This is a genomic window from Streptomyces sp. IMTB 2501, assembly GCF_001953885.1.
Taxonomy (GTDB): domain Bacteria; phylum Actinomycetota; class Actinomycetes; order Streptomycetales; family Streptomycetaceae; genus Streptomyces.
On sequence record NZ_MQUS01000042.1, the window covers coordinates 21428 to 44249 of the forward strand.

Annotated in this window: 24 protein-coding genes; 10 read left to right on the plus strand and 14 right to left on the minus strand. The window is 69.9% G+C overall.

Annotation, left to right across the window (positions count from 1 at the left end; genetic code table 11):
• Positions 1-12 precede the first annotated feature (12 nt).
• Complete coding sequence (locus AV521_RS41420; protein ID WP_076096581.1) at positions 13-1173, minus strand: alpha-hydroxy-acid oxidizing protein; 1161 nt, start codon at positions 1171-1173, stop codon at positions 13-15.
• 397 nt (positions 1174-1570) lie between these two features.
• Between AV521_RS41420 and AV521_RS41425 the strand changes: the two genes are divergently transcribed.
• Positions 1571-2368, plus strand: coding sequence for a cutinase family protein (locus AV521_RS41425; RefSeq protein WP_256725924.1), 798 nt, complete (start codon positions 1571-1573; stop codon positions 2366-2368).
• Positions 2369-2441: 73 nt separating this feature from the next.
• Here the strand turns inward: AV521_RS41425 and AV521_RS41430 are convergent, their stop codons facing one another.
• A complete protein-coding gene (locus AV521_RS41430) occupies positions 2442-5489 on the minus strand; it encodes a BTAD domain-containing putative transcriptional regulator (RefSeq protein ID WP_107481160.1) in 3048 nt (1015 codons plus the stop codon).
• 284 nt (positions 5490-5773) lie between these two features.
• Between AV521_RS41430 and AV521_RS41435 the strand changes: the two genes are divergently transcribed.
• The 5 genes from AV521_RS41435 to AV521_RS41455 all read left to right on the plus strand — a co-directional run bounded on the left by AV521_RS41435 (position 5774) and on the right by AV521_RS41455 (position 9030).
• The gene (locus AV521_RS41435; RefSeq protein ID WP_076096585.1) at positions 5774-6028 is read left to right on the plus strand and encodes a hypothetical protein; all 255 of its coding nucleotides are present in this window, start codon (positions 5774-5776) and stop codon (positions 6026-6028) included.
• Positions 6029-6208: 180 nt separating this feature from the next.
• Complete coding sequence (locus tag AV521_RS41440; RefSeq protein WP_076096587.1) at positions 6209-6718, plus strand: DinB family protein; 510 nt, start codon at positions 6209-6211, stop codon at positions 6716-6718.
• 188 nt (positions 6719-6906) lie between these two features.
• The gene (locus AV521_RS41445; protein WP_076096589.1) at positions 6907-7632 is read left to right on the plus strand and encodes an FAD binding domain-containing protein; all 726 of its coding nucleotides are present in this window, start codon (positions 6907-6909) and stop codon (positions 7630-7632) included.
• Between the two features lie 79 nt (positions 7633-7711).
• Positions 7712-8152: a G1 family glutamic endopeptidase gene (locus tag AV521_RS53055; protein WP_076096591.1), complete on the plus strand. Its 441-nt coding sequence runs from the start codon at positions 7712-7714 to the stop codon at positions 8150-8152.
• Positions 8149-9030, plus strand: a complete 882-nt coding sequence (locus tag AV521_RS41455; RefSeq protein WP_076096593.1) for a GNAT family N-acetyltransferase — start codon at positions 8149-8151, stop codon at positions 9028-9030. Before AV521_RS53055 ends, AV521_RS41455 begins: the two co-directional genes overlap by 4 nt.
• Before the next feature lie 9 nt (positions 9031-9039).
• On the opposite strand, the gene AV521_RS41460 is transcribed toward AV521_RS41455, so the two are convergent.
• The 4 genes from AV521_RS41460 to AV521_RS41475 all read right to left on the minus strand — a co-directional run bounded on the left by AV521_RS41460 (position 9040) and on the right by AV521_RS41475 (position 11892).
• The gene (locus tag AV521_RS41460) at positions 9040-9507 is read right to left on the minus strand and encodes a GNAT family N-acetyltransferase (RefSeq protein ID WP_305965222.1); all 468 of its coding nucleotides are present in this window, start codon (positions 9505-9507) and stop codon (positions 9040-9042) included.
• A 168-nt stretch (positions 9508-9675) separates the two neighbouring features.
• Positions 9676-10830, minus strand: a complete 1155-nt coding sequence (locus tag AV521_RS41465) for an MAB_1171c family putative transporter (RefSeq protein WP_076096597.1) — start codon at positions 10828-10830, stop codon at positions 9676-9678.
• Positions 10827-11351 (minus strand): hypothetical protein, encoded by a 525-nt coding sequence (locus AV521_RS41470; protein WP_076096599.1) that lies wholly within the window; start codon positions 11349-11351, stop codon positions 10827-10829. Before AV521_RS41470 ends, AV521_RS41465 begins: the two co-directional genes overlap by 4 nt.
• Before the next feature lie 40 nt (positions 11352-11391).
• The gene (locus AV521_RS41475) at positions 11392-11892 is read right to left on the minus strand and encodes a hypothetical protein (RefSeq protein ID WP_079249668.1); all 501 of its coding nucleotides are present in this window, start codon (positions 11890-11892) and stop codon (positions 11392-11394) included.
• A 426-nt stretch (positions 11893-12318) separates the two neighbouring features.
• Here AV521_RS41475 and AV521_RS41480 point away from each other — a divergent pair, with 426 nt between their 5' ends.
• Positions 12319-13236 (plus strand): LysR family transcriptional regulator, encoded by a 918-nt coding sequence (locus tag AV521_RS41480; protein ID WP_076096600.1) that lies wholly within the window; start codon positions 12319-12321, stop codon positions 13234-13236.
• Here AV521_RS41480 and AV521_RS41485 read toward each other — a convergent pair.
• The gene (locus tag AV521_RS41485) at positions 13231-14151 is read right to left on the minus strand and encodes a pyridoxamine 5'-phosphate oxidase family protein (protein WP_076096602.1); all 921 of its coding nucleotides are present in this window, start codon (positions 14149-14151) and stop codon (positions 13231-13233) included. The two genes, AV521_RS41480 and AV521_RS41485, sit on opposite strands and share 6 nt — an antisense overlap.
• Positions 14148-15350: an MFS transporter gene (locus AV521_RS41490; RefSeq protein ID WP_218639411.1), complete on the minus strand. Its 1203-nt coding sequence runs from the start codon at positions 15348-15350 to the stop codon at positions 14148-14150. The genes AV521_RS41485 and AV521_RS41490 overlap by 4 nt, the downstream gene beginning before the upstream one ends.
• 75 nt (positions 15351-15425) lie before the next feature.
• On the opposite strand from AV521_RS41490, the gene AV521_RS41495 reads away from it, so the two are divergent.
• Positions 15426-16028 (plus strand): TetR/AcrR family transcriptional regulator, encoded by a 603-nt coding sequence (locus AV521_RS41495; RefSeq protein WP_076096605.1) that lies wholly within the window; start codon positions 15426-15428, stop codon positions 16026-16028.
• 58 nt (positions 16029-16086) lie between these two features.
• Here the strand turns inward: AV521_RS41495 and AV521_RS41500 are convergent, their stop codons facing one another.
• The 6 genes from AV521_RS41500 to AV521_RS41525 all read right to left on the minus strand — a co-directional run bounded on the left by AV521_RS41500 (position 16087) and on the right by AV521_RS41525 (position 19987).
• On the minus strand, positions 16087-16908 hold the full coding sequence (locus tag AV521_RS41500) for an SAM-dependent methyltransferase (RefSeq protein ID WP_076096607.1): 822 nt from the start codon (positions 16906-16908) through the stop codon (positions 16087-16089).
• Positions 16909-16994: 86 nt separating this feature from the next.
• The gene (locus AV521_RS41505; RefSeq protein ID WP_256725925.1) at positions 16995-17471 is read right to left on the minus strand and encodes a MaoC family dehydratase; all 477 of its coding nucleotides are present in this window, start codon (positions 17469-17471) and stop codon (positions 16995-16997) included.
• Positions 17455-17697, minus strand: a complete 243-nt coding sequence (locus tag AV521_RS41510; RefSeq protein WP_076096611.1) for a hypothetical protein — start codon at positions 17695-17697, stop codon at positions 17455-17457. The genes AV521_RS41505 and AV521_RS41510 overlap by 17 nt, the downstream gene beginning before the upstream one ends.
• Positions 17698-17784: 87 nt before the next feature.
• Complete coding sequence (locus AV521_RS41515; protein ID WP_256725926.1) at positions 17785-18207, minus strand: holo-ACP synthase; 423 nt, start codon at positions 18205-18207, stop codon at positions 17785-17787.
• A complete protein-coding gene (locus AV521_RS41520; protein WP_076096613.1) occupies positions 18204-19058 on the minus strand; it encodes a hypothetical protein in 855 nt (284 codons plus the stop codon). Before AV521_RS41520 ends, AV521_RS41515 begins: the two co-directional genes overlap by 4 nt.
• A 35-nt stretch (positions 19059-19093) precedes the next feature.
• Positions 19094-19987, minus strand: coding sequence for a diiron oxygenase (locus AV521_RS41525; protein ID WP_076096615.1), 894 nt, complete (start codon positions 19985-19987; stop codon positions 19094-19096).
• 254 nt (positions 19988-20241) lie between these two features.
• Between AV521_RS41525 and AV521_RS41530 the strand changes: the two genes are divergently transcribed.
• Both AV521_RS41530 and AV521_RS41535 read left to right on the plus strand, forming a co-directional pair.
• Complete coding sequence (locus AV521_RS41530; RefSeq protein WP_076096617.1) at positions 20242-21309, plus strand: LuxR C-terminal-related transcriptional regulator; 1068 nt, start codon at positions 20242-20244, stop codon at positions 21307-21309.
• A gap of 39 nt (positions 21310-21348) precedes the next feature.
• Positions 21349-22620 (plus strand): aminotransferase class I/II-fold pyridoxal phosphate-dependent enzyme, encoded by a 1272-nt coding sequence (locus AV521_RS41535; RefSeq protein WP_076096620.1) that lies wholly within the window; start codon positions 21349-21351, stop codon positions 22618-22620.
• Positions 22621-22822 lie beyond the last annotated feature (202 nt).

A 22822-nucleotide genomic window follows, 5' to 3' on the forward strand; every position in this document is an offset into this window, starting at 1 on the left:
TCCGGATCGTCTTCAGCGAGTGCGGTGGAGGGCCTCCGGCGTGAGGTCGGCCAGGGTGGGGTAGCCGTCGACCGCCATGAGGAGGTCGGCCTCGGCGAGCAGGGTGCGCAGGACGTGGACGACGCCGTCCGTGCCGTCGAGAGCCAGGCCGTAGGCGTAGGGGCGGCCGACGCCCACGGCCCGCGCGCCCAGGGCGAGCGCCTTGACGACATCGGTGCCGGAGCGGACCCCGGAGTCGAACAGGACGGGCAGGTCCCCGGCGGCCTCGACCACGGACGGCAGGCAGTGCAGCGCCGGCAGTCCGCCGTTGGCCTGGCGTCCGCCGTGGTTGGAGCAGTAGATGCCGTCCACGCCCGCGTCCTTGGCGCGGCGGGCGTCGTCGGGGTGGCAGATGCCCTTGAGGATCAGCGGCAGATCGGTGACGGAGCGCAGCCAGGGCAGGTCGTCCCAGGTCAGCGGGTTGCCGAAGATCTGCGCCCAGAGCATCACCACGGCCGCCGGATCGTCCTCGGGGGACTTGGCGAGGCGGGCGCGGAAGACCGGGTCGCTGGTGTAGTTGGCGAGGCAGTGCCCGCGCAGCTGGGGGAAGTTGCTGACGGCCAGATCGCGGGGGCGCCAGCCGGTGATCCAGGTGTCGAGGGTGACCACGATGGCCTTGAACCCGGCCCGCTCGGCACGGTGGACCAGGCTCTCGGCCAGCTCCCGATCGGTCGGGGTGTAGAGCTGGAAGAAGCCGGGGGTGTCGCCGAACTCGCCTGCCACCTGCTCCATCGGGTCGACGGTCAGGGTGGAGGCGACCATCGGTACCCCGGTCCGGGCGGCGGCGCGCGCGGTGGCGAGGTCGCCGTGGCCGTCCTGGGCGCACAGCCCGATCACCCCGACCGGCGCCATGAACAGGGGGGAGGGCAGGCGCATACCGAACAGGTCGACGGACAGGTCACGTTGCTTCGCCCCGACCAGCATGCGCGGGACGAGCCCCCACTGCTCGAAGGCGCTGACATTGGCCCGCTGGGTGTGCTCGTCCCCGGCGCCGCCGGCGACGTAGGAGCGCACCGAAGGGGGCATCGCGGCCAGGGCCAGGGGCTCCAGCTCGGCACAGGTCATAGGCAGGCGCGGTACGACCCCGCGCAGCCCGTCGAAGTAGATCTCGTTCTGGTAGTCGGCGAACGCCATGATCCGGTCCTCCTGCTGCGGCCCGCCCGACGCGTGACCCTGGACTCCACAGTGCGAGACTGGCCACCAGGACCAGGAGAAACGCAGGTTACTCGCCAGAAGGCCCCTGATGCGGGAAGCCGCCGAACAGGCCCTGTGGCGATCGGCCCGCGCTCGGTGTCGGCGATCGCCGAACGCCCCCGGGAGATCGGCGCGTTGCGCACCCTCGGCATGGACCGCAGCGGCATCCGCCGGATGACCCCGGGGCACGCTGCTCCCCGTCTCGACAGCAGTGCAGCCAGCGCAGTCATCGGTATGTCAACGCGATGTGAACACCCGTCCCTAGCGTCTGTTGCGTTCGCTGCCAGGCAGGTCCACGACCCCAGGGGGAGATCGGGCAATGACGAAAACGAGCAGGATGGCACGGGCTGTTCGTACCGCGGCCATTACGGCGGCGCTGACGGCAGGCGCCGCCGTCGCGTTCCCGGCCGCCGCGCACGCGGCCGACACGGACCACTACTACATCGAGATCGGCGGCACGGGCGCGACGACGCACACCCCCGGCTGCGACACCACCACCTCGTCCTACAACGAGGCCAACGCCGCTCTCCAACTCGGCGACCACGCGATCGAGGTGTGCTACCCGGCCACCGCCGGCCCGTTCATCGGCCCCAACGGCCCCCTCATCGATCTCCAGACCCTGACACCGCATCCCGATGCCCTCACCGCGCCGAACTACGACTCCAGCGTGCAGCAGGGCTACCAGGAGGGGCTGAAGGTCGCGCAGGACACCCACCGCGACCACCCGGGCGCGCTCATCACGATCAGCGGCTACTCCCAGGGCGCACAGGCCGCGGACCAGGTGCTCCAGACGATCGCGGGAGGCGGCACCGACATTCCGCCCTCGCAGGTCAACGGCATGCTCTACGCCGACCCGATGCAGCCCGGCACCGGGTTCACGGCCCAGATCCCGAAGGGCTGGGGCGTGCCCGGCTTCACCTCCCCCGGCGCCGGACCGGCGGAGTTCAACGGCATCCCGGTCACGCGGTACTGCATCCACGGCGACCCGGTCTGCGACGCGTCCCTCCTGAACGCGCCCGGCTATTTCAACCTGCACGGGAACTACCCGCAGCGCGGCAACGTCATCGCCCAGACCCTGGGCGAAGCCGGTGGCGACGGAATCCGGTGGAGGACTCCGGACGGGGGCCCCGCGTAGGGCGCCTGACGGAAGCGAAGACCGAGGCCAACTCCACCCGGACACCACGAGCCACCGGCCCCGGGCCCGGGCGCTACGCGTCGTCGGTGTCCGGCAGGTGTCTGCGGCCGAGGTCGTCCAGGATCCTGGAGATCCTCGCGCGGTTGGCATCCGTGGCGGGCAGGGTCGTGGCCCGCTCGAAGAAGTCGCGTGCCCCGGCCAGGTCCTCCGCCACGGCGCCGTGCCAGATCAGCCGATGGCGTATCGCGATCTCCGACGCGGTGCCGGTCTGTTCGTCCAGTATCGCGCCGGCCCGGCGCAGGAGTTCGGCGGCGGCCTGCGGGTTGCCCAGGTCGGCCTCCGCCGTGGACAGCCTGCCGAGGACGGCGGCGTACAGCGGAACATCGCCAAGACGCCGGGCCAGATTCTCGGCCTTCCCGAGGGTGCCCGCCGCCTCGGCCGGCCGGCCGAGGTCGAGTTGGAGGCCACCGAGGCGGAGCAGCGTCTTGCCGAGGAGCCTGGGACTGCCCGCCTTCTCGGCGAGGGCGATCGCCTCCAGGTAGCGGTCGTGCGCCTTGTCGTACTCTCCGAGCTGGTGGTGGACGTCGCCGACGCGGGTCATGACCGACCCCGTGAGCCAGTCGTCGTACGTCAACTCGCCCACGAAGTGCAGGACTTCGGCGAAATGGGTCATGGACTCGGCGATCCGTCCCTCCAGATTGGCGAAGGTCCCGAGACCGGCCGCGGCTCTGGCCTGCTCATGCCGGTCACCGGCCCGGCGGCTGATGTCCAGTGCCTCGGTGAACCAGGTGCGGGCCTGCTGGTAACGGCCCTGCAGCCCGTACATGATGCCCAGGCCCGTGCGCAGCGCGGAGTCCATCCGCCGGTCGGTGGCCTGGCCGAGCCTCGGCAGCAGCAGCTCCAGCGCGGTGCGGCACTCGTGGAACCGGCCCTGCCGGGTGAGGTAGTCGACCAGGCCCTCGGCGATCCAGCAGGCCTCGTCCACATGGCCCGTGGCCGCCGCCTGGCCGATCACGTCGACCAGTTCACCGCCCGCCGCGTCCAGCCAGGCCGTGGCCTCCTCCCAGTCCGTGAAGGGCCCGATGCCCTGCGGGCCGGTCGGGTAGGACGAGATGCCCCAGTCACCCGCGCAGCGGGCGGCGGCCACGTACAGCCGCAGCACCCGCCCGCGGGCCGCCTCGGCCTCGTCGGGCGACGCGGCGGCGACGCGGCGGGCGTAGACCGCCACCAGGTCGTGCAACCGGTAGCGGTCGGCGGTCACCCGCTGCACCAGACTCGCGTCGGCCAGGCTCTCCAGGGTGCGCTCGGCGTCGGCGGGTGTCGCGTCGAGCAGGGCGGCCAGCGTCAGCCGGTCCAGCCGTATGGTGGGCGACAGGCCCAGGGCGCGGAAGGCACGCTGGTCGGTGGCCGGCAGCTGATCGTAGGAGATCCGGAACGCGGCCTCGACGCTGCGGTCCTCCACGGCGAGTTCGTCCAGCCGGCGCTCCCCGTCGGCCAGCCGCGCCACCAGGGCTTCCACCGCCCACAGCGGGCGATCCTGTATCCGCGCCCCGACGATGCGCAGCGCCAGCGGCAGCCGGCCGCACAACGTGGCCAGTTCGCGTACGGCCACCCGCTCGCGGTCGGACCCCTCGCCGCCTTCCTCGCCGCCGACGATACGGGTCAGCAGTCCCGCCGCCTCGTCGAGGCCGAGCGGCGGCAGCGACACCCTGCGGTCCGCGTCCAGCCCGGTCAGGCGCCGGCGGCTGGTCACCAGCACCACGCTGCCGGAACCGGCGGGCAACAGCGGTCGTACCTGCTCGGCGCGGGCGGCGTCGTCGAGTACCAGGAGCAGCCGCAGGGAGGCGGTCGCCGTCCGCCACGACGCGGCCAGCTCGTCCAGGTCCTCGGAGTCCTCCCCCTCGCCGGCACCCACCGCCCGCAGCAACCGGCGCAGCACGCGTTGCCGCCCCACCGTCTTCCGGTCCTCGCGGTGCCCGTGCAGTTCCACGAACAGGCAGCCGTCGGGATACCGGTCCCGCAGCGCCCGCGCCGCGCGCACCACCAGGGCGGTCTTCCCGACTCCGGCCATGCCGTCCACCGCCCGTACGGTGACCACGCGCGCGTCGGCGGGCGCGACGAGAAGGTCGTGCTCCCGGTCCCGGCCCATGAAGGTGCCTATTTCGACGGGTAGTTCATGCCGTACGCGGCGCCTGTGGGGAGCGGGACCCGGACGCCGAGCCTCGGCAGACGGTTCTGCGGCCTGTGCGGTCTGTTCTGTCCGTTCCGCCGGCGCCGGGTGGTGCTTTGCCCGGACCTGTCGTACGGCGGCGTCGCCGCCGAGCAGGAACGCGTCGTCGCCCCGCAGGACCGCCTCGTGCACCCGGCGCAGTTCGGCGCCGGGCTCCACGCCCTGCTCGTCCACCAGACGGCGGCGCACCCCGGTGTAGACGTCCAGCGCCTCGGACTGCCGGTTGCCGGCATGGAGGGCACGCATGAGCAAGGCCGCCAGCGCCTCGTTGTAGGGGTGGGCCGTCGTCAGGGAGAACAGTTCCCCCACGGCCTCGGAGTGCCGGCCCGTACGCAGCTGGCAGTCCACCTTGTCCTGCACCATCACGAGCCGCTGCTCCGCCAGCCGCAGCCGCTCCCCCTCCGCGAAGGGCCCGGGGATTGCGGCCAGGGGCTCGCCGCGGAACAGTCCCAGCGCCGTGGACCACGCGTCCACCGCGGCGTCCAGGTCTCCGGAATCCCTCGCCGAACGCCCCTCGGCGGCGATCTCCTCCCAGCGCGCCACGTCCACACCGGCGTTTCCCGGGACGAAGCGATAGCCGCCGCGAACGGTGTCGATGACGGAATCCGCCGAGCCCTTTCCAGGAGCATCCAGGCATCGGCGCAATCGGTGCACATAGACCGGGATCACTTTGTCGCCCGTGCCGGGGGGTTCCGCACCCCACACCCCGTCGAGCAGCTGCTGTCGGCCGACCGTCCTGCCCGGTCGTAGCAGCAATGCTGCCAGGACGGCCTGTTCACGAACCGGCCCGAGCTCCAGACTCGTGTCGCCGCGCCAGACCTGGAGCGGCCCGAGCAGAGCGAAGCGAAGTTGCTGATTTGCGTCCGTGGATAACTCGCGCGGGATCGGCACGCGGGGAGTTTATCGGGACTGCGGCCACCTGCGGCGACCCCCACGAGACCTGCGCCTCTCGCGTACGGCGACACCACACGGCCGGACCGGCGGCGACCCTGTCGTGCCGTCAGGCAGACAGCTCCGAAAAGGTGTCCGGACCCCGGAGGGAGTCGCTGTGCCCGGGTGAATCTCACTGCCCCCGGATGGCTTCCCCGATGAGCGCTGCCGGGAATGCCGCACTAGCCTCCGAAATGAGCGCAAAGTGGATCTTTCGATATGCGCTCCAGACCCAAGGAGGAGACATGCGCAAGCTTTCCAAGGCCGCTGTCGCGGCCGCGGTCATCGCTAGCGTCGGCTTCATATCCACCGGCACCGGCATCGCCACCGCGCAAGCCGCGGTCATGCACCGCGGCGGTGGGTGCGATACCGACGACCTGAACCTTGACGTCCTGGGTGAGGTGGGCGTTGCCAACGGCCTGCTCGGCAACCTTCTGAACGGCGAAGGCGACCCAGGCGCGCAGGAAACCCACGTCGGTACCACGTGCGGAGGCCGCTGATCGGTAGCTGCGCTGAACGGCTCACCGAATTGGGTCTCCGCTTCATGTGAGAGTGGTTGCCAAAGGCCCCGGACCAGCGACCGGTCCGGGGCCTTTGCATGGGGAGAGGGTACGTTCAACGTCTCAGCTCGCCCCAGCCCGGGCCGGACCGCTCCGGCTCGCTCCCGAGAGGAACCCACCGTGACCGTCGAACGCATTGGCCCGCCCCTTTTCGGCACGGAGCGCGAGACGCTGCGGGCGTTCCTGGAGTTTCACCGGGCGACCCTGGCGATGAAGTGCGAGGGCCTGACGGAGGAACAGCTCAAGGAGCGGTCGAGCCCGCCGTCGTCGCTCTCGCTGCTCGCCCTGGTCCGCCATCTGGCCGAGGTCGAACGCGCCTGGTTCCGGCGGGTGTTCGACGACAACGCCGCTCCGATGCTGTGGTCGGAGAAGGAGTTCGACTTCCAGGCCGCGTACGACACCACGGGCGCGAGCGCGGACGAGGCGTTCGCGGTGTGGAAGGCGGAGGTCGAGCACTCGCGGCGCATCGAGCGCGAAGCGGAGTCCCTGGACCTCGCCGGGCACCAGCCACGCTGGGGCGAGGACGTGTCCCTGCGGATGGTGATGCTCCACATGATCCTGGAGTACGGCCGCCACAACGGCCACGCGGACTTCCTCCGCGAGGGCGTGGACGGCACGGTCGGCGCCTGACCCGCAGCCGGTCTCCAGCCGCGTCGGAGCCGAAACCGCGCCGATGAGGGGCGCGCGCGGTGTGCACGCGTGAGCCCTGTACGCGCCCCCTGATCGGCGAGAAAACTGTCTTGACGGCGGGCGGGTGGCCACCTCGTCACCACCGCCGCGGTCCCAAGTCCCCAGTTCAGGAAGGCAGGTCGGCCACTGTGCTGTTGCGTCTGCCCACAACCGTGTCCGAAGCGCAGGAGTGTCTGGCCGAGGGGGCCGTGCCGGTCGGCGGGGCGACGCTCGTGTGGGCCACATGGCAGCGGGACGGCTTCCCCGAACTGGCCATGTCACTGCGCGAGTTGCCGGAGGCCAATGTGCTGGGCCGGGAGGCCGTGGGCGGCGCCGTGGTCCTGCACCGGATCGACGACCGCGTTCCGGACGTACTGCGGCTGGCGGCCGCCACGGTGGGGACCGGGGCGGTACGGCGGACGGCGACGGTCGGCGGCAACCTCGTCGGCAGCACCCTGCGCTGCCTGTTGCCCGCGGCGCTCGTCCTGGACGCCCGGGCGACCGTGCTGGAATCCGACGGTGTTCATGACGTGGATCTGGCCGAGGTGGTGGCCAAGCGTCCCGTTCTGCTGAGCCTGCGCTGGCGTGCGCCGGTCGCCTGCGCATACCGCAAACTGCCCGGCGAGGCCGGCGGACCACCGCCCCTCGTGGTCGCCTCAGCGGTGCATGCCGGCGACGGCGGCGACTGCCTGCGGGTCGCCGTACGCGACGGCTACGAAGTGCTCAGCGGCAGCGCCACATGCGCCACCGAGCCCGAGCAGACCGTGCGCGCGCTGCACGAGACGTCCCTCGGCGATCTGCCGGCCACCGCGTGGGCCGCCGTCCGCGCACAGGTCACGGACCTTGTGAGCGTCCGTGGCACGGACAGGGACTGACCAGGCGGACGACGAACCGCCGAGCTTTTGCGGCTTTCGCGGCAACCCTTGTTCGCGTCGGCAGCCACTTCGTCGGTGAGTGGGCGTCTGGGTCGGTCTCAGCGGAAGCGGCACCATCGCGCAGACCGGTACGGCCGCCAACTGCGAGGGGGCCACGCCGGTTTACTACTCGTGGTGGGAGATGTTCCCGGCGGCAGGCGTCCCGTTGAGCGTGCCGACCGAGCCGGGTGACCACATCCAGGGCTCGGTCACCCATCTCGGGAACGACAAGTTCACTCTCACCGTCAAGGACGTCACCCGGGGCTGGACGAGGACCGAGAACAAGACCCAGGTCTCCACAGGCGGCACCCCGGCCTGGCCACCGTCAACGGCAAGCCCCTGGGCTCGTGGCCGCTGTGGACGGGGAACCTCGCCGACAGCAGCGGCGGCCGCGACTTCACCGCGACCTGGCTCAGCACCGGCTGACAGACCGTCGCTCGTCCTCCCGGGAGTCGCGTACATCAGGGACCATGAAGCATGAGCGCGGACGACTGGTACCTCACCGAAGACGTCGACGACTTCCTCGCCCGAGCCGGAGACTTCCTGCGTTCGCGGCCCGGCCCGCACGTCATGCAGCTGACGTGGGCCGAGAGAGTGCGCACACGCGGGGCGCACGCGTTCGGCACCGAGGCCCCCGTCTTCGGCGTGCTGGAGCGAGCGGGCGAGGTCCGCGCCACCTTCTACCGCCTCCCGCCCCGCGCTCTGGGCCTTGCCCCGCTCACGCCCGAGCAGGCCGACTCCCTCGCCGCCCGCCTGGCCGCCCTCGGGCACTTGCCTTCCCGCGTCAGCGCGGACCACGGCACCGCCACCGCTTTCGCCGAGGCCTGGCAGCGGCACACCGGGGCGACACCGGGACTCCACGACACGCGGCTCCGTCTGTACCGCCTCGGCACGCTCACCCCACCACAGCCGATGCCGGCGGGCCGGGGCCGCGTCCTGGGCGAACAGGACCTTGAGCAAGTCATGTTCTGGTGCGGCGAGTTCGCCAAGGCCGTCGGGGAGGTGGTCTCCGTCGACGCCGGCTCGTGGGCCGACACACGCTTCGCCGACAAGCGCTACACGCTCTGGGAAACCCCGGACGGCACCCCCGTCTCCATCGCGGGAAGGAACCCGTTGATCGGCGGCCAGATCCAGGTGGACATCGTCTACACCCCGGCCCACCTGCGCGGTCGCGGCTACGCGGGCGCCGTGGCGACCGAGGTGAGCCGGGCCGCGCTGGCCGCGGGCGCGAAGGACGTCGTCCTCTTCGCGGATCTGTCCAACCCCACCAGCAACGCCCTCTACCAGCGCCTCGGCTATCGCACGCTCACCGACTGGGCCGCCTACGACTTCTCCTACGACACGTCAGAAGCCGGTTAGGAACGACACCTACCGGGTGACCGGGGCTACGGCTCCGGTCGAGAGCCAGAACCGGAGCGTTCCGTCGCGTTCGTCCTCAAGGACGCCGCCGCATGTCTCGATCACCTTGCGGGAGGCATGGTTGTCGGCGTCGCAGGTGAGCAGGGCGGAAGCGATGCCGAGCCCGCGGGCGACCGGCAGCGCCTCCATGAGCATCGCTGTGGCGTGTCCACGCCGTCGAGCGGAGGGGCGCACGTTGTAGCCGATGTGTCCCCCGCACTTGAGCAGCTCGTGAGTGAGAGCGTGCCGGATCATGAGCCGCCCCAGATAGGCCGCCCCTTCGACGAACCAGAGGTTGGTACGGGGTACATCCCCGCCTGAGGCATCGGAACGGGCCTGGTCACGGACAGCCTGTACATACGCCGCGAAGGCCTCGGCGTCGTGGGGACGGTCCGCGTGATCCCGCAGGAACTTTCCTTCTGCGGACTCGTCGCCCACTCCTCCCCGTCCTTCGGCTCGGAACTCGGCCATGGCTTCGACGAATGACCGATGTACGGATGCGTTCGGAGCGATCAACTGAGGCATGGGGTCATCGTGCACGCTGTGCGGGGCGATTGACGCGGGAACGGCGTGGTTCGGCTTCCGCCTCGTAAGCTGCGACGGCGGTCACCGCTGATCGGCGTCGACGCGGGGGGCTGCCGATCGATACGCCGTGGCCATCCGCAGCAGGAAGGCGCTTTCGTCCGTGAGATCCCTGTTGCCGGATGAGCTGAGACTCACCCCGCGAGGCATGAGGGCAGAGCCTTGAAGCTTCGCGGTCCGGGCGGCTTTGACGATGCCGGCGAGGGCTTCGGGGTCCAGGTCCGCGGCCGCGTCCTGCCTGGGCGGCTTGCCTGGCGACGAGGGCGAGTGGCCGGGAGAGGCGTAGTCGGTGAGTGCCAGGATGGCGTCCCGCGTCTCGATGATCCTGCGATAGGCGAGCACGTCATAGGGGACCCGGGGCCACAGCACATCCCATACGCGGTGACGCGGTTGGGCCAGGGCCACATGGGGGACGGCGGCCACCAGGTCGTTCCACATCGGCCACAGGCGCCAGGCGACGGCGATGTCCGACAGGGCGCGCCGGACCCCGGAACAGGCCGGCACCAGGATGGCCATGGCGCGCAGCACACCATGCAGGTCCATCAGCAGCGCAAGCCAGGGCAGCGGCCATCGCCCGCCGGTTGTGACATGGACGAGGTACCCCAGCCAGTAGGCGCCGACCAGGGCCGTACCGAGGCCGAACAGGCGCAGGCTCAGGGTCAGGGACCGGCTTCCGGAAGCAGCGCTGTAGCGCAGGCACAGCAGGGCACAGAGGACGTTGGCGGCCAGGTGCGTGCCGATGAGGACAAGCCAGTAGAGCAGGGAGGGGGATGGTGGCCCGTCAGCGGGGACCGCGATGCGCAGGTGCGGCTCGGCCGCGAGGTCCAACGAGCACAGAACGGCCAGTACGGTGGTGACCGAGAGGGCGAGGGCCGCCCTGAGCCTGCGGACGTCGGTGCTGGCCTGCGTGACGAAGTACAGCACGGCTCCCGCGGAGAGCACGCCGAGGACGTTGCGGATCACCGCGACGACGTTGGCCTCGCTGTGCCGGGTGGCCGTCGCGACGACGGACGGCAGGTCGAGCGTCATCGCCGCGGCCGCCGTGGTCACGGCCAGCCATACGCCACGCTGGGGCGCGGAGCGCAGGCTGGACGGGCTGCGCACCAGTACGGCGAGCCACAACAGAAGCACGCTGGGCAGTTCGAGCCCGGCGCCGAGTGCGGCCGCGTCGTGGTTCATGGTGTGCCGTGCGGCGTGTCGACTCCCATGGCCGCTTCCAGCCGGCCCAGGACGCCGCGGGAACGCCGGCGGTTCGGCGCGTTGATATGGCTGCCGAGGATGCTGGCGAACAGCTCCGCCTCCTGCTCCTGGTCGGTCGCGTAGTTCGTACGGCCGAGGAGCCGCTGCACCGTGCGAGGATGGAGATCCGGCAGGAGCCTGCCCCACCCGGCCTCGCCGTCCAGGTCCATCGTGTGGTGGTTGAACAGCATGTGCCCGATCTCGTGCAGGACGATGTGCTCCTGGTGGAGCTGTGTCGTGCGCCGTTCGTAGAAGATGTGGTCCTCGCTGTCGGTGGCCAGCCAGAGCCCGCAGGCACCATGGGCGGCCACCTCGGCAGGCAGCGGATGTAGATGCAACGGTCTCGCGCGTCGGGCGGCGACATGGCGGCACAGATCCTCGACGGACAGGGCGTGGGGGAGGCCGAGCTGGTCGACCGCTGCCTGGCAGCGCCGGCGCAGCCTGCGGGATCCGTTTGGCATGAGGGGCGGTGTCGAAACCTTTCTCCGAACGATGAGGGGGTCAGGACTTCCGGGCATGGGGCTGGTCGGGCCGTTCACCGGCAGGGTCCTCCGCTCCCACCTGGTCCAGGTTTTCCACGCGACGGGCTTCGTTGACGATGGTGAGGAGGGCATCCAGGCTTGCGGCGGACAGACCTTCGGCGCGGAGCGCGAGGCTGCGCACCTTGGTGTCGCGCAGGGCGACGGCGAGCGCCAGCTGCGCGTTCACCCGGCGCGAGACCTCGTCGTTCATGAAGTACTCCAGCGGGACACCGAAGAACTCGGCCAGAACCGCGAGCTGTTCCAGCGTCACATTGCGCTTGCGGCCGGTCACGAGTTCCCACAGATAGGTCGCGGAGATCGTGCCTCCCGTCGTCTCCCGGACCATCTGGGCGAGCCGGGCATAGCCGGGGCGCTTGCGCTCGTCGGGATACAGAACAGTGATCAGGCCGTTGAGCCGTTCGGCGAGGTCGTGCAGCAGTGGCCGACTCGACTCATGCGCATCTGACCCGTCACTGACCATGAGCCGCCTTTCCTGTGTACGAAGCCGTGCTGGTGCGGTGGCCTCGCGCCGAGTGCCGCCGCATCCGCTGCAGCGGACGGAACCGCCTGCACTCAGTGTGGACCGTCCACCGCCATGTAGTGAGCGCAATCGAGCCAACATCATGGCGGTTGACATCGGCCACATCTCGTTCGCGCCGTATGTGGTCCGCGTCGGCACCGGCGTCGGGCAACGGTGGTGACCTGGGAAGAAGCGTGCGCGAAAGCGGGTTCGGACCGCTGCGGGAGCCGCCGCGCCGGAATGGCCGGAGTGGAATTATCCGCTGTGGCGGACACGTTGACGCTTCACCATCCGCTGTTTAGCGTCCTCGTCAGTGACCTTGGGCTTCCCCGCGTTCCAGCGCTGTGACGCGGGTGAGGCACGGGCGCAACAGAACGGGGGCGTGAAGTGACGGGCAAGCGAGTTGTCTCAAGCATTGAAATCAGGCACCTGAAGGCATTCTTGGCCCTCGTCGAGCACGGCAGCTTCCGGCGTGCCTCGGCGGCGTTGTGGATATCGCAACCCGCGCTCAGCAGGACGGTCGCACAACTCGAACATCTCCTGGGTGAGAAACTGATCGTGCGCGGCAATCTCGGTGTCCAGCTCTCGGCGGCCGGTTCCCGGTTCCTCCCCCATGCCAACCGGACGGTCGCGGCCGTCGAGGACGCGGTCGGAGCCCTGTCCTCGTTACCCGCACTCCGGGTCGGGTTCACCTGGAACGCGCTCGGCGCACACACCGGCCCGTTGATCAACGAGTTCGAGAAGAAATTCCCGGACTCGGAGGTGGAGTTGCTCAGGATCGACGAGCTTCCGTATGCGGGAATCGAGGACGGGCGCAGCCATCTGGCGATACTCAGGTCCGTCCCGCTGGATTCCGGCATCGCCTACAGCGTCCTGTTCGAAGAGCCGAGACTGGCTGTTCTGCCGCGCGAGCATCCCCTGGCCGGTGAGCCGTCTGTGACGTTGGCCGGGATCCGGAGCGATCCGCTCGTGGTGAACACCGTGTCCGGTACGACATCGGCGGACCTGTGGGGCAGGGAGCTGGACGCGGAGCGTGCCCTCGTCGGGGTCCGCAATCTGGAGGAGTGGCTGCACGCCGTCGCCGCCGGGCGGGGCATCGGGATCACCCCGGCCTCCACCGCGGTTCTGCACCCCCATCCGCTGGTCGCCTATCGTCCGCTGCGCGGAGTTCCGCCGGTTCCGGTGCTCCTGGCCTGGCCCATGGACCGGCCGCATCCGTTGGTGGCGGATTTCGTGGAGTTGGCTCGACAACACTGCCACGACGGGAGTTTCGCGCCGGACCTCGCCACGGTGGCCCGCTCATGACAGCGGATCAGGCAGCGGCTTCTCCCACCGGGGCCGGGACAGGCCCTGGCTCGCCTCGACGACCTCTTCCACCGCGATGTGGACGACGCGTTCACTCCCTCGGTCCCTGTCCACCGCCGGTGGCGTCAGATCGATGGTCGCGCGTCCGGTGATCTGCAGCGTCCGCCCGTTCCGCAGGTCGGGCACGACGAGCCCGACTCGTGGATGCGCGTACAGGTTTCCCAGCGTGTTGAACATGGCGTTGCCCGAGTAGTCGGGCAGGGCCAGGCAGTGCGGGGAGAGCACCCTGAGGAACCCCGCCGGGCCACCTCGATGGGACGCGTCGTGCCCTTGCACGGGATGGCTGCTGGCCACGAAGAGCGTCTCGGCGGAGCCGATCAACCGGATGTGGTGCGGGGCGAGTTCCGGGTACGACCGCCGGATCCTCCCGGCGAGAAGGTCCGGCTCGACCAGCCACGGCCGGATGTGCCGCGGGCAGTTCGCATAGGCCCGGTCCACGGCGAGACCGATCCCGGACGGTTCCCAGGACAGCACCGTCCCGTTGACGCGGTACCGGCGTCGGCGGGCGAAGTCCAGCGCGATCAGTCCGATCCGGTCCCCGGGGGCGTGGGGCCCGATCGGATCGTCGCTGTCCGGCAGGGCGGTGATGTGCACCTGCCCGGCGGACGCCCGCAGCAGTCCCGGTGAGCCGAGCAGGAGCGAGGCCCAGCACCGGCCCGCCGGATCCGTGGCGGCCAGTGCGACACAGCGAGCGGTGGCGAGGAACGCCTGGGCGACCGGACCGAGGCGACTCTGGAAGCCCGCCGCCACCCGGTCGGCCTCCTCCCGGACGCCTACCAGTTTCTGGATCGCCCGCTCGCCGGCGTGGAACCACTCGCTGTCGCCGGGCCCCTGCCGCCCGGCCGGGGTGGTCATCGGCTCCGCCCCGCGTCCACCGCCGCGGGCGGGGCCGCGGCGGGTACGTCCGGGGTGACGGCCGTCCGTCGCAGCCCGGCGATCACCGGAAGGCACAGCGCCGCGACCACGGTCGCGACCAGGAACGCCGCCGGATAGCCGGTCTCGCCGGCGATGGTGCCGCCGAGCGGACCGGCGACCATGAGCCCCAGGTCCCAGAAGGAGGTCATGACGCCCACCGAGGTGCCGGGGCGCAGCGCCCCGGTCCGGTGCAGGGTGACGGCGACCGTCGCCGGATACATCAGGGCGACGCCCATGCCGCTGAGCACCGTGCCGAGTGCGGCCACCGCCGTCAGGTGGGCGACCGTGATCAGGGCGAGTCCCACCGCCTCCACCACGATGGACCCCGCCGCCACCGTGAGTCCGCCGTACCGGTCGACCAGTGGGGAACCCAGAGCCCGGGTGAGGAGGAACGCGGCGGCGAAGAGGGCCAGTGCGGAGTCGGCCCCGCCGACCCGGTCGTGGTGCAGGTGCAGGACGAGGAGGGCGTTGATGGTGCCATAGCCGTAGCTGGCCAGGCCGAGGGCCAGACCGGGCTGGGAGGCACCGCGGGGCAGGATGTCCCTCAGCCCCGAAGGGAAGGGGGAGAGGTCGTCGACCGGGCGCTGCTGGGCGGGCGTGGTGAAGACGGTCAGCGTGGAGACCGCCCCGAGCACGACGACCCCCCACCACACCGTGGAGAAACCGTGCCAGTGCTCCAGGCCCACGGCGACCAGCGGCCCGGTGGCCAGCCCGCCCCACATCGACAGCCCGAACCAGCCCGCCACCCGGCCACGGCGCCGGGGCGGGATCCCGGCCAGGACCCAGGGGAGGGCTCCGGAGAAGAGCGCGGCCTCTCCCGCGCCCATCACGAGCCGAGCCGCCACCAGCAGCCCGACGTTCGGGGCCAGCAGATGACCCGCTCCGCCGACGGCTCCCAGGAGACCACCGAGCGCGACGACGGGGCGGGCCCGCCCCGCATCCGCCAGCCGTCCGGCGAAGGGCCGCGCGCACGCGGTGGCCAGGAACGCGGCGCCGACCGCGGTCCCCGCGACGAGCGGTCCGCCGTGGAAGTGCTGGACGACATAGGGGGGAAGTGACTGGAGCGTCGCTCCGAGGGCCATGTAGCCGCAGAGTACGGCGAGCCAGAGCCGGCGCACCGGGACAGAGGTCGAATCCATGGATGAGAAGGTACCGTACAGTTTCATCCCTGCCTAGACGGTACCGTACGTTCTTATCTGTCGTAGACTTGGGGCATGCCAGTGAAGGCCGGAACGCCCATCGATCCCGCGGCCACCAGGGAGCGGGTGCTAGCCAGCGCGACGCGCCTCTACTACGAGCGCGGGATCCATGTCGTGGGCATGGACGAGATCGCCCAGGACGCGGGCGCGTCGAAGCTCACGATCTACCGCTACTTCGGGTCCAAGGACGGCCTGGTGGAGGCGGTCCTGCGGGAGCGGAGTGAGCGTATCCACCAGTGGCTGCGTGCCGGTGTCTCCCAGTCCTCCGCCGGACCGACACGCGTCCTCGCCCTGTTCGACCTGCTGACGCACTGGTACGCGCAACAGGGCTATCGGGGCTGCGTCGTGGTCAACACCGCAGTTGAGACGCGCGCGCAGGAGGGGCCGGTACGGGAACTCCCGCGCCTCCACCTCGCGCGCTACCGCGAACTCCTGGAAGAACTTCTGCAGGAGGCGGGCGTGGAGCATCCGGCGGACCTCGCGCGCCACCTGCTGATCCTGATCGAGGGAGCCACCGTCGTCGCCGGCATCGAAGGCGCCGCCACGGCGGGCAACGACGCCCGCGTGATGGCCGAGACACTCCTGCGCGCTGCCCTGCCGGAAGCGGCCGAGCGGTGACCGGGGCCGAAGCCATCGGTCACCGCCAGGGCCTGTCCGGCGGATCAGGCCGCCGGGGTCAGCCCTCGTACTCCGCCTGGAGCAGCCAGTTCCGCGGCACGTCGGGAACGTCCCGGGGGAAGACCTGGTAGGGCCAGCGTCCCTGGCCCGCGCCCTCCTGGCCGGGCTCGTCGAGCCGGCGCACCTTCCAGCCGGACGCGGCGAAGTACGTCTCGGGGTCGTCGGTGCCGAAGAGCCACGGGATCCCGTCGGCCTTCAGGGAGTTGAGGAAGAACCGGGTGCCGACGTTGCGCAGCAGGGCCTCGCTGAGGACGTCCAGCGCGAGCCAACTGCCGGGGGCCGAGGCGGCGGAGAGGTGGTCCAGCAGTCCGCGGACCTGCTCGTCGGTGAGGAAGAAGAGCAGGGCCTCGGTGACCCAGAGGGTGGGCTTGGCGGGATCGAAACCCGCCTCACGGAGCTTCGGGGTCCAGGGCTGGGTGAGGTCGACCCCCACGATCCGCCGGTCGACCGCCGGCTTCGCGTGCCGCTCGGCCAGCCGGCCCTCCTTGACCTCGAACAGAGCCGCGTGGTCCACCTCGTAGACCACGGCGTCCTGTGGCCAGCGCAACCGGAAGGCCCGGGCGTCCATGCCCGCCGCGACGAGCACGACCTGACGTATGCCGCCCTCCAGGACGTGGGAGGTGATGGCGTCGTCGAGGTACTTGGTCCGGATGGCCACGAACTCCGCCAGCCCGCCGCCGCCGTACTTGTCCAGCAGGTCGAATCCGGTGTCGGAGGCGAGGGCTCGGGCGAACGGGTCGGAGAACAGCCGGTCGTCGCGCTCGGTCTCCAATGCCCTGGCCGCTGCCGTCCACTGGGACGTGTGAGAAACGGCTTCCATGCGTCACTCCTTGCTCAGAGGTGAGGTGATCACTAGACGGCCCGTTCGGTCCGTACGACCGCCGCGGCGGCGAACGCGGCAGGCGCTCATGCGCTCGGCCGGCGGCGGAACATGCTGTAGAGCGTCAGGCGCATGACCTGGTTGCCCTCCGCGTCGGTCAGCTCGCCCCGCTTGTGCAAGGTCGCGCAGTCCGGCCGGGTCAGCGAAGGCGTCACGCCGGCGACGGTGAGGCGGCCGGTCAGCACGTCACCGGGGCGTACCGGACGGAGCCAGCGCAGTTCGTCCACGCCGGGCGAGCCCTCGACCGCGGCACCGTCCAGCAAGGTGTCCACGTACAGGCGCATGAACATGGCGCAGGTGTGCCAGCCGCTCGCCACCAGCCCCTGGAACAGGGAATCCTCGGCCTGTCCAGGGTCGACGTGGTAGGGCTGGGGGTCGAACCTGCGCCCGAACTCCGCGATCTCCTGCTCCGTCACCCGGTACGAGCCCAGTTCGTAGGTGCGGCCCTGTTCGTAGTCCTCGGCATAGCGCATCGACGGCTTCTCCTCAGCGCGCCACGACACCGAGGAACTTCTCCTCGATGCTGGTGAGCGTGCGGAAGTCGTCCACCTGGAGGTTGTCGCGGTCGATGCTCCGGCCGCTGAGCTCCTCCAGCAGGAAGAGGAACTCGGCGAAGGCCAGGGAGTCGATCAGCCGGTTCTCGATGAGGTCCAGATCGGCCGGGATGTCGGACCGGTCGGGGTGACGCCGCAAGATCCACTCCTTGACCTGGGTGACGGGTCGGGACATGGCATGACTTCCTTTCGAGACAGGGTTCAGCAGGTACGGGCGGTGGTTGACCCCTGGGCCTTCGGACACCCGGGCGCCCGGGGCCGGTCAGCGGGATGCCGTCGCCACGGCCACGGCCACGGCGAAACCGCCGTCGTGGCTGAGGCTGAGGCTGAACGCCCCCAGGCCGGCGGCTACGGCGAGACGCTGCGCGATTCCGGTCAGTACGGGCTCGGGCCAGCCGCCAGGGGTCGTACGGACGCGGATGGACAGCCAGGGCAGGCTGGCGTGCGCGGCGTGGAATGTCTTGAAGACGGCCTCTTTCGCGGCCAGGCGGCTCGCGACCGCCGGCAGGTCGAGGCCGGACACGGTCGTACAGTCGCGCAGTTCGTCGCAGTCCAGGAGAGTGGTCAAGAAGCGCTCTCCGTTGGACCGCACGAGGGATTCCACCCGGGCGACCGGCACGATGTCGGTTCCGACCCGGACACCGATCTCCGCCGGGAGCCCCGAGTGCGGGACGGTGGAGGTCACTGCACCTCCGTCCGCGCGTGTTCCACCGCGGAGAAGATCCTGTCCCAGTCGCCGTCGTAGCGGTTCTCCAGGGCGGCGATCCAGCGTTCCAGCCCGAAGGCCACGCAACTGGTGAACGCCGGCTCGGACGAACCGCCCTGCTGGATCGAGCAGCGCTCGCCGAAGAAGTTCCGGTGGGTGTTCACCGAAGAGATGGCGTTCCCGCGGTAAACGAACTCGTGCTTGACCGGCGAGAGTTGCTGCAGCAGGGCGCGGGAGCCGGCACGGTCGTAGAAGGGGTCGCTCGCCACCTGCTTCTCCACCGCGACTTCGCAGGCCTCGGCGAACGCCGTGACGAGGTTTCCGAAGACCTTCAGGTGGTTCTGCGCGTGCTCTGCGGAGCCCAACGCGACGACCTCCCGCATGTGGAAGCCGAGCAGCCGGCGCAGGCCGTCGTAATGATCCTCGTTGCGGTAGCACCGGCCGAGGACGGTGACCGTCGTCTCTTCGGGCACCGGCTGGTCCTTGTAGTGCAAGTACACGCCGTAGCAGGCGGCGGAGGGCAGGGCCAGTCGTGCCGGGTTCAGGCTCGCCGGCGGAAAGACTCCGGCCGCCGCGTCGGCGTGGTGCCCGAGCTCCGGTGGCGGGGTGAGGGTGCTGGCCACGACCGCCAGGTGCGGGAAGTTCTCGTAGACGTCCAGCCGGGCCAGTTCCTCGATCGGCAGCAGTGGGGGCATGGTGAGGTGCAGCGCCCCGCGCCGCTCACCCCAGCCGCGGAAGGTCTCGTCGAGCGTGGTGAGGAGTTCCGTGGCCTCGGGACCGAGCACCGCCAGACCGTTCTGTGTGGTCGCCGCGGAATTGCGTGAACTCATCGTTCCCCTCAGGAGGTGTGATGGATGCTTTCCGGTCAGGCGACGAGGGGGATTTCCTCGTCGCGGAAGACACCGATCCGGTGAAAGAAGGCGAGCGGCTTGCGCGCGGCCTTCCGCTCATGCTCCCGGCGTGCCGGGTCTTCCATGACACGCCTGCGGAAGCGCAGCGGATCGGGGATTCCCGCGTCCTTGTACACCTGGGGGTTGTAGAAGGAGTTCAGACTGGACGTGATGTAGCGCTTCAGATAGCTCTCCAGCTCCCTGAGTTGCCCCTCGTCCAGTTTCTGGCGCAGGGGCTGGTACAGCAGCGAGACCAGCTCGCGGCCGAAGGCGATGTGGCGTGACTCGTCCCGGTGGTGGATCCGGTTGACCTGACGGATGGTCTCGTGCAGCGACTCGTCGTCCGCCATGGTCAGGTTGTAGTGGTCCACGAGCTCCTCGAACAGGAGAATGCGCGAGAAAACCAGGAAGTTCTGGACGTCCATGTCCCCCGAGGTCTCCGCCTTGAAGGGTGAGGGAGACGGATAGATCTTTCCGGCATAACGGCGGCAGAACTCGGCGAAGAACCACATGTGTTCGTTCTCCTCGCCGATGAAGTGGTGGAAGAAGTCCGACGGCACCTCGAACCCCGGCATATGGATCCGGTTCACCACCTCGGTGAGCAGTTCGCGGATCCCGTGGACGTTGAGGCTGTAGAAGTTGGCGCTCTCCCAGCGGCTCAGCTCGATCCGCTGGGCCGTACCGAGTTCCTGGCCGGCGGCCGTTCCGTAGGTGCTGGTCAAAGACTCGGTCATCCATGGCTGGTCGCTGGGCAGCGACTCCGGCCAGGCAAAGGTCTGGTAGGGGTTGTAGTAGTCCTGGATCGCTTTCTCGCCCAGGCGTTCCAGAAGTTCCTGGAATCTTCCGGTAATCACGGTGTCGACTGCCATGAATTCATCCCTCGGGTATCACCGACCGCTCGGCACGAACGTAGAGCGGGGCGCCGGAGGCCGGGAAGTGCCGGAATGGGTATGGGCGATGCGCCGGACGTATCAGTGCAGGTCGGGGCCGGTCCCCCCGTCGAGCGCCGGTGAGCCGCTGACCGGTTTGGAACGGTCGCCATCTCATGCCGGGGAATCCCACTTGACCTCCTCGTACGCGTCCTCCTAGCGTCGAGGGTGCTGCTTATCGGAAAAGGAGTGCGATGACGGCGGGGGACACGGACCGGGAAACCGGCACCATCACACGCGATGACTTACCGCATCGCCTGCTGGAACATGTGTACGCCATCGCGGCGGTCCGGGGAGAGATCTCCCGCCGTGAGCTGATCCGGCTCGCGGACGCCCCTGCGGGAGATGCCGAGCGGGCCGTCGACCAGTTGCTACGGCTCAGAGTGCTCACCGCGAGCCCGGAGCAGGCGGACCGGCTTCTCCCTGTGGCGCCGGCCACGGCCTACACCCAACTCCTGATGCCGGCGATGCGGGAGTTGCGCGACCGGCAGACGGCCATCAACGACGCGAGCGCACAGCTCGCGCGGTTGCTTCCGGTCTACGAGGACAGCGTCATGCGGCGCTCGCGGGAACAACCGCTGCTCCGGCTGGACGACGTACCGGCCGTACGTCTGGCCATCTCGGAGCTGGCGGCCCGCGCCACCCGGGAGATCCTCACCTCCCAGCCCGGCGGCCCGCGTCCCGAGGCGGTCCTCAAGGAGGCCATGAGCCGGACCGCGCACGTCCTGGGGCGCGGGCTGCGCATGCGCACGCTCTACCAGTACGCGGCCCAGTACCACCAGCCCACCGTCGACCACGCCGCACTGCTCGTGGAGCACGGGGGCGAAGTCCGTGTCGTCAACGACGCGTTCATGCGCCTCATCGTCTTCGACCGGGAGGTGGCGTTGATCGAGTTGGCGGACAACGCAGGCGGCGCCCTGATGGTGCACGACCCGAACGTCGTCCGCTTCCTGGTCCGCGCCTTCGAACGCGCCTGGGACCGCGCGCTGCCGTTCGCCCTCTCCTACGAACGCGACCAGGTGCTGCGCAACTCGGAGGAGATGAAGACCGCGATCGTCGAACTTCTCGTGGAGGGCTATGACGACAAGGTCGTGGCGAAACGCCTCGGCATATCCCTACGCACCTTCCAACGCCATCTGGCCGAGGTTCTCCGCCGCATCGGCGCGAACAACCGGCTCCACGCCGGCTATCTGCTGCGTGATCTCGGTGTCCTCCACGACGCATACGACACGACCCCGCGCAGCCCCCAGCAGAGCTGCTGACACCGCTCGACACCGCTCGCCCTCTCGAAAGAACCCCACGTGACCACGACCGCAGGCACCGACAGGCCCACCACGCTCCTCGACCAGGCACGCCGTGACTACGCCGCCCTCCAGGCCCAGGGGCTCTCCCTGGACCTGACGCGGGGCAAGCCCTCACCCGAGCAGCTCGACCTCGCCACCGATCTGCTCGCTCTTCCCGGGGACCGGTACACGGCCGCCGACGGCACCGACTGCCGCAACTACGGCGGCTCCCTCGGACTCCCTGAGCTGCGGGAGATCTTCAGCCCGTTCCTGCAGGTACCGGTGGACCGGCTGATGGCAGTCGGCAACTCCAGCCTGGAGCTGATGCACGACTGTCTCGTGCACGCCTTCCTCGGCACCACGCTGCCCGGGGCCGCCCGCCGCTGGGCCGACGAGGAGCGCGTGAAGTTCCTGTGCCCCGTGCCCGGTTACGACCGCCACTTCGGGGTGTGCGAGCGCTTCGGCATCGAGATGATCCCGGTCCCGCTCACCGACGACGGGCCGGACATGACGGTCGTGGCGGACCTGGTGCGCTCCGACCCGGAGATCAAGGGCATCTGGTGCGTGCCCAAGTACGGCAACCCTGACGGCAGCTGCTACAGCGACGAGACCGTCCGTCGGCTCGCCGCGATGCCCACCGCGGCCGAGGACTTCCGCATCTTCTGGGACAACGCCTACGCGGTGCACCACCTCACCGACGAGGAGATCGAGGTCGCCGACATCCTCGCGGCGTGTGCCGACGCCGGGCACCCGGACCGTGCGTTCGTGTTCGGTTCCACCTCGAAGATCACCCTGGCCGGCTCCGGTGTCGCGTTCTTCGGTTCGTCGGCGGCCAACGTCGCCTGGCTGCGCCACTACTCCGGCAAGCGCTCCATCGGGCCCGACAAGCTGAACCAGCTCCGTCACGCCCTGTTCCTGCGCGACGCGGAGGGCGTCCGGCGGCACATGCGCCGGCACCGGGAGATCCTGCGGCCGAAGTTCGACGTGGTGGACCGCGTCTTCGCCGAGGAACTCGACGGCACCGGCCTCGCGACGTGGACGCGGCCGAAGGGCGGGTACTTCATCGCGCTGAGCGTCCTGGAGGGCTGTGCTCGTGAGGTGGTGCGGCTGGCGGCCGAGGCCGGCATCGCACTCACCCCGGCGGGTGCCACCCATCCCTGGCCCGAGGACCCACAGGACAGCGTGATCCGGATCGGCCCCACATACCCCGGACTGGACGAGCTTCGGCACATCGCCCATGGGGTGACCGTGTGCGTACGCGTGGCGGGTTACGAAAAGCTGGCCGCGTAACAAACCCGAGCACCCAACAAAATCCGGGCAGTAAAAGAAACAAGGCCGGGCGAATGCCCGGCCTTGTTTCTTTTATCCGTGTCCGATTTGTGGTCTGGCGGCTTTACGTCAGTCGCGGTTGCGATCATCTGGCGCCGTGACAGCGGCAACTCCCCTCGTTCAGAATTCAGTTGTGCAGAAAAACTCCACTGATCTCGGCTGG

Excerpts from the sequence above, each read along its gene's own strand:
- AV521_RS41495 (WP_076096605.1), top strand. The coding sequence starts at position 15,426 with ATGCCAGTGAAGGCCGGAACGCCCATCGATCCCGCGGCCACCAGGGAG.
- AV521_RS41525 (WP_076096615.1), bottom strand. The coding sequence starts at position 19,987 with ATGGCAGTCGACACCGTGATTACCGGAAGATTCCAGGAACTTCTGGAA.
- AV521_RS41470 (WP_076096599.1), bottom strand. The coding sequence starts at position 11,351 with ATGCCAAACGGATCCCGCAGGCTGCGCCGGCGCTGCCAGGCAGCGGTC.
- AV521_RS41520 (WP_076096613.1), bottom strand. The coding sequence starts at position 19,058 with ATGAGTTCACGCAATTCCGCGGCGACCACACAGAACGGTCTGGCGGTG.
- AV521_RS41500 (WP_076096607.1), bottom strand. The coding sequence starts at position 16,908 with ATGGAAGCCGTTTCTCACACGTCCCAGTGGACGGCAGCGGCCAGGGCA.
- AV521_RS41425 (WP_256725924.1), top strand. The coding sequence starts at position 1,571 with ATGGCACGGGCTGTTCGTACCGCGGCCATTACGGCGGCGCTGACGGCA.
- AV521_RS41485 (WP_076096602.1), bottom strand. The coding sequence starts at position 14,151 with ATGACCACCCCGGCCGGGCGGCAGGGGCCCGGCGACAGCGAGTGGTTC.
- AV521_RS41465 (WP_076096597.1), bottom strand. The coding sequence starts at position 10,830 with ATGAACCACGACGCGGCCGCACTCGGCGCCGGGCTCGAACTGCCCAGC.
- AV521_RS41490 (WP_218639411.1), bottom strand. The coding sequence starts at position 15,350 with ATGGATTCGACCTCTGTCCCGGTGCGCCGGCTCTGGCTCGCCGTACTC.
- AV521_RS41420 (WP_076096581.1), bottom strand. The coding sequence starts at position 1,173 with ATGGCGTTCGCCGACTACCAGAACGAGATCTACTTCGACGGGCTGCGC.
- AV521_RS41510 (WP_076096611.1), bottom strand. The coding sequence starts at position 17,697 with ATGTCCCGACCCGTCACCCAGGTCAAGGAGTGGATCTTGCGGCGTCAC.
- AV521_RS41475 (WP_079249668.1), bottom strand. The coding sequence starts at position 11,892 with ATGGTCAGTGACGGGTCAGATGCGCATGAGTCGAGTCGGCCACTGCTG.
- AV521_RS41435 (WP_076096585.1), top strand. The coding sequence starts at position 5,774 with ATGCGCAAGCTTTCCAAGGCCGCTGTCGCGGCCGCGGTCATCGCTAGC.
- AV521_RS41530 (WP_076096617.1), top strand. The coding sequence starts at position 20,242 with ATGACGGCGGGGGACACGGACCGGGAAACCGGCACCATCACACGCGAT.
- AV521_RS41455 (WP_076096593.1), top strand. The coding sequence starts at position 8,149 with ATGAGCGCGGACGACTGGTACCTCACCGAAGACGTCGACGACTTCCTC.